Below are 4,778 nucleotides of genomic sequence, written 5' to 3'. Positions count from 1 at the left end.
AAAAGGGCTTTCTTCTTGGGACGACGGAATCCTCTCATGGGGCAAACACCTCCTAGTTTTCAGGACGGGTTGCAAACGGGACGTCTCCAGAGGCAGGGCCCGCAGTCACCTTCTGTGCCTCGACGACCAGCTCTTCGTCGCACTTGGGACAGAATGGATGGTTGCCGGCGATATATCCATGTGTGGGGCATACGGAGAACGTGGGTGTAAGAGTAAAGTAGGGCAGTCGGTAGCTGTTCGTGACTGCACGGACCAGTTGCTTGGCCTGGTCTGCGCTTTCCAGCCGTTCGCCGAGAAACAGATGGACGACAGTGCCTCCTGTATACTTGACCTGAAGAGGGTCCTGGAGGTCAAGCGCCTCGAACGGGTCAGTCGTGTACGCCACGGGCAACTGCGAAGAGTTCGTGTAGTAGGGATCACCACCGTTCTTGACGGCCTCTTCGTTTGCCACGAGGATGTCCGGGTACAGAGCCTTGTCCTGCTTGGCCAGCACATAGGTTGCTGATTCAGCGGGAGTTGCTTCAAGGTTATAGAGCTGTCCGCTTTCGTGCTGGTACTCCTCAAGCTTGCCCAGCATGAAGTCCATAATCTCGAGCGCCAGACGTCGTCCATCGGGTTCGGCAATCGTGACGCTGGCGAAGTTGAGCAGGAGTTCGTTCATGCCGTTGATGCCGATCGTATTGAAATGGTTGGCCCAGTAGAGCCCGTTGCGCTGTTTGACTGCATCAAGATAGTGACGCGAATAGGGGTAGAGTCCTGCCGCCGTCAGATTCTCGATGATCTTGCGCTTGATCTCGAGCGATGTGCGAGCGATGTCCATGACGTGGGACAGGCGATCGAACAGTTCGTCCTTGCTGTGAGAGAGGTAGCCGATACGCGGGAGGTCGATGGTGACCACTCCAATGGAGCCGGTGAGAGGGTTGGACGCAAACAATCCGCCACCTCTTTTCTGCAGTTCGCGCGTGTCGAGCCTCAAACGACAGCACATTGAGCGGGCATCATCCGGATCCATGTCGCTGTTTACGAAGTTGCTCCAGTACGGGATGCCGAACTTGGCGGTCATCTCGAAGATGGGGTCGTAGACAGGATTCTCCCAGTCAAAGTCCTTCGTAATGTTGTACGTAGGAATGGGGAACGAGAAGACACGGCCCCTGGCGTCGCCGACAAGCATGACTTCGGCGAAAGCACGGTTGAACATGTCCATCTCTAGCTGGAAGTCCGCGTAGGTCTCAGGTACAGGCTTTCCGCCAATGATGGCTGCCTCGCCGGCCGTGGCGCCGTGCGGGTGCAGATCCAGAGTGATGTTGCTGAAAGGGGACTGAAAACCTGACCGCGTGGGGACATTCATGTTGAACACGAATTCCTGCACGGCCTGCTTGACCTCGTCATAGCGCAGGTGATCGTAGCGGATGAAGGGCGCGAGATAGGTGTCGACCGAGCTGAACGCTTGTGCGCCGGCCGCCTCGCCCTGCATGGTGAAGATAAAGTTGACCATCTGCCCCAGCGCCGAGCGGAAATGTTTGGCGGGCTTGCTTTCGACCTTGCCGTACACGCCTCCGAGTCCTCTCAGGAGAAGGTCCTTGAGGTCCCAGCCGACACAGTAGGCAGCAAGGTACCCTAGATCGTGGATGTACATGTCGCCGCTCACGTGCGCGTCCCGCACCTCCGGCGGATAGACCTCGTTCAACCAGTACCGACTCACGACGCTGGTCGCAAGGTGCATATTGAGTCCCTGAAGAGAGTAGCTGGTATTGGAGTTCTCGTTGACGCGCCAGTCCAGTTTCTCCAGATATTTCTGGATGGTCTCGCGCGGGTCAAGCAGCGTTTTGAGGTCGCGCAATTTCCGGTGTTGTTCGCGGTACAGGATATATGCTTTGGCCGTCTTGTGATGGCGTGATTCCATGAGTGTCTGCTCGACGAGATCCTGGATCTGTTCGACCGTGGCGATCTCGTCGGGGATCTGGGCGACGATAATGCGTGTGAGGCGTTCCGGTTCAGTCTCGTCGAATTCCTTCGTAGCCTTGCCGGCCTTCGTGATGGCGATGCTAATCTTGGCTTGGTCGAAGGGTACTTTCTCACCCGTGCGCTTGATGATGTATCGCATACGTATCGCCCCCAACTACTGTCGATGGTCTTGACTCATTGTGCGCCAGATATTTCAGACTGTTGCACTCTCAGTGGACACGTGACCATTCTATGGTGGCAAGGGAGTGCGTCAAGTATTGTGAAGATGCGGCTCAGGGGCTTGACAGAACCAAAATACCTGTTCTGGGAAGTACGTCGCGCCTTGCACTGTCTACTTGATCGTGACGACGCGCGAATGGGAGGTCTGTTCACTCTCAATCCTGGTCTTGACGGCGGGACGAATGTGCCGCTTCATTGCTTGCTGTAGTCTGCCAGCTTGGGGATGGGGACGTTCTTGAGAGTTGCAGTAACAACCTCGTTGGTCGTAACACCCCGGAGGCGCGCTTCAGCCTGAAGGATGAGCCGGTGGCCCGAAATGAACGGGAACACCAGTTTGATGTCATCAGGGATAACGAAGTCGCGACTCTGGAGATACGCGTAGGCCTTACTGAGACGCATGAGGTCGATACTGCCACGAGGAGACAGTCCAAGGTAGACCGTGTCGTCGTGCCGTGTGGCGTCGACCAGGGAGACTGCGTAGCTGATGAGCTCTGGCGCGATGAACACGCCCTCGACCTCTTTCTGCATGGTCGTCAGTTCTTCACGTGAGATGATACGGACGTCGTCGCTGATGACCTTGTTCCGTGCGTAGAAGCCGGTTACGATCTCCTCTTCCTTTTCCTTGCTGGGGTATCCGATCGTCAGCCGGGTCATGAAGCGGTCCAGCTGGGCCTCGGGCAATGGGAAGGTCCCCTCGTACTCGATGGGGTTCATGGTCGCCATGACCACAAACGGGCGTTCCAGCTTGACGATGGTCCCGTCGATGGTGACCTGGTATTCGGCCATGGCCTCGAGAAGCGCGGACTGCGTCTTGGGAGTGCCACGGTTGATCTCATCCGCCAGCAAGAGGTTAGTGAAGATCGGTCCCCTCTTCAGCCGGAATTCCTGCGTCTTCTGGTCATAGACCGAGACGCCGGAAATATCCGACGGCAGGAGGTCCGGAGTGAACTGGATACGTTTGAACTCCAGTCCCAGCGATCGGGAGATGAGGTTGGCGAGTGTTGTCTTGCCCAGACCGGGGACATCCTCGAGGAAGATGTGCCCGCCGGCGAGCAGCGTTGCAAAGGCCACGTCGACGACCGTATTCTTGCCAACGAAGTATTGTTCAACATAAGATATGGCTTTGTTCAGGTTTTCGTTCATCGCTTGCTCCTTCTGTAGTCTTCTGTCTTCTCCATTGTAGACCGTTCAGCTCGAAATCAACGACCCCGTATTAGTCACCGGCACGCTACAGGCCGGCCGGGTTATGAGGAGACGGGCAATGCCCCCTCGGTTCTGATTCTTGGGTGCTGCGCCTCGACCCTCAGCATTTCCAGCAGTTTCTGGTACGCGGCTTTGGCAAGTCTCACCTGATCGGGAGTCATGTCGACCGTTGAGTAGCGTGCGATGTAGAACAGTCGTCCCAGAACGTCCACCTGCTCGGCCAGGTCAGGATACCAGCGGGCGACGCGAGTTGTCAGTTCTGTCGGCGTTTCTCCACGTACCATCGCAAGGTCGAGTGGATACAAGGCGTTGGCGGCCATGTAGAAAATGGCGATGACTGTGCCACGTGGGTCGCGCAGCAGCTCGTCGTCATCCAGACTGCGGATCCTCTTGATGGTTCGTTCGATGATGATGCGGTCACGCCTGCGCCCAATACCCTCGAGACGGTCCCACCGCGTTGCGAATGCTTGCCGAACACACGTGACGGCGCAATAAAGCACTGCCAGGATAGACAGGTTGCGCAGGACGAGCCGCAACACTATGACGGCAGAAGATGGGAAGAGATTAACCTTCAACTTGAGCGCAAGGAACATCTGCCAGGTACGCGGCACTAGAAGTTTCCCCTCGATAATCCAGGGCGAAGAAGGGCCAAACATCAGCGTGTTCAGAGTCTTGCTGTGTATGCTTATGAGAACGAGGAAGATGCAGTCCATGCCGAGCAGCAGGAGGAGGGCAGGCACGAGTCTCCGCAGGGATCTTCCCGGCCCCTGCTGGAGGACTCCTCCCAGGAAGATCCACGCAAGCAGGATCATGAGTGGAGCCAGTAGCAGAGAGAAGACGAGGACTTTGAGTTCCTCAGCGAATGCAATTCGCATCAACCAGGAGCCGAGGAGATTCGTCGCAGCGGCCGGCCAAGGTTTCCACCAGTTGGTGGTATGGCGTGTTGTGATGAAGTCCACGGCCGTGGGGCGGCCAAACAGGAAGTCCTGCAGTCCCTGGGCGGTCGATGCGCTGAAGGGTCCTGTCTCGACCGGCAGGGACGTTGCGAGCAGGGTGACCGCGATCAGAATGACGGCGACCGGCATTAGCCGCCGAAGAAACCTCGGTCGATCCTCATCTGATCCCGCCAGCATCACGGCGAGTACAACGAGGAACGACAGCACGGCGATCGAAACGGGGGCGCCAGCGACATCCAGCGTGATCAGCAGTGCCAGCCATACGATGTTGCCCAGGTAGACCGGTTCCCCGGGAGTCTTCAGCCTGGTGAGCACGATGCCGGCGTAGAAGAGCATTGGTACGAGGAGGAAGAAGAATTCCCGGTAGCGGGCCGCGTAATCGATGGCCAGACGCTGATTATTTGTGGCCAGAACACTCACCAGGGCAACGGCGAT

General features: G+C 57.2%; 3 protein-coding genes. All 3 read right to left on the bottom strand.

What is annotated here, in order from left to right; translation table 11 throughout:
- Positions 1-52: 52 nt before the first annotated feature.
- Positions 53-2,104 carry a ribonucleoside triphosphate reductase gene (locus SMC5_RS03040; protein ID WP_119119536.1) on the bottom strand — a complete coding sequence of 684 codons (2,052 nt, stop codon included), beginning with the start codon at positions 2,102-2,104 and terminating at the stop codon, positions 53-55.
- A gap of 272 nt (positions 2,105-2,376) precedes the next feature.
- On the bottom strand, positions 2,377-3,327 hold the full coding sequence (locus SMC5_RS03035; RefSeq protein ID WP_119119535.1) for an AAA family ATPase: 951 nt from the start codon (positions 3,325-3,327) through the stop codon (positions 2,377-2,379).
- Between the two features lie 101 nt (positions 3,328-3,428).
- Positions 3,429-4,778: DUF4129 domain-containing protein (locus tag SMC5_RS03030; protein ID WP_133299153.1), on the bottom strand; the 1,350-nt coding region annotated here is incomplete at its 5' end.

The organism is Candidatus Cryosericum odellii (genome assembly GCF_003570935.1).
GTDB lineage: Bacteria > Caldisericota > Caldisericia > Cryosericales > Cryosericaceae > Cryosericum > Cryosericum odellii.
Note: the sequence above shows the minus strand (reverse complement) of the source record. Positions and strands in the feature narration are given on the sequence as shown.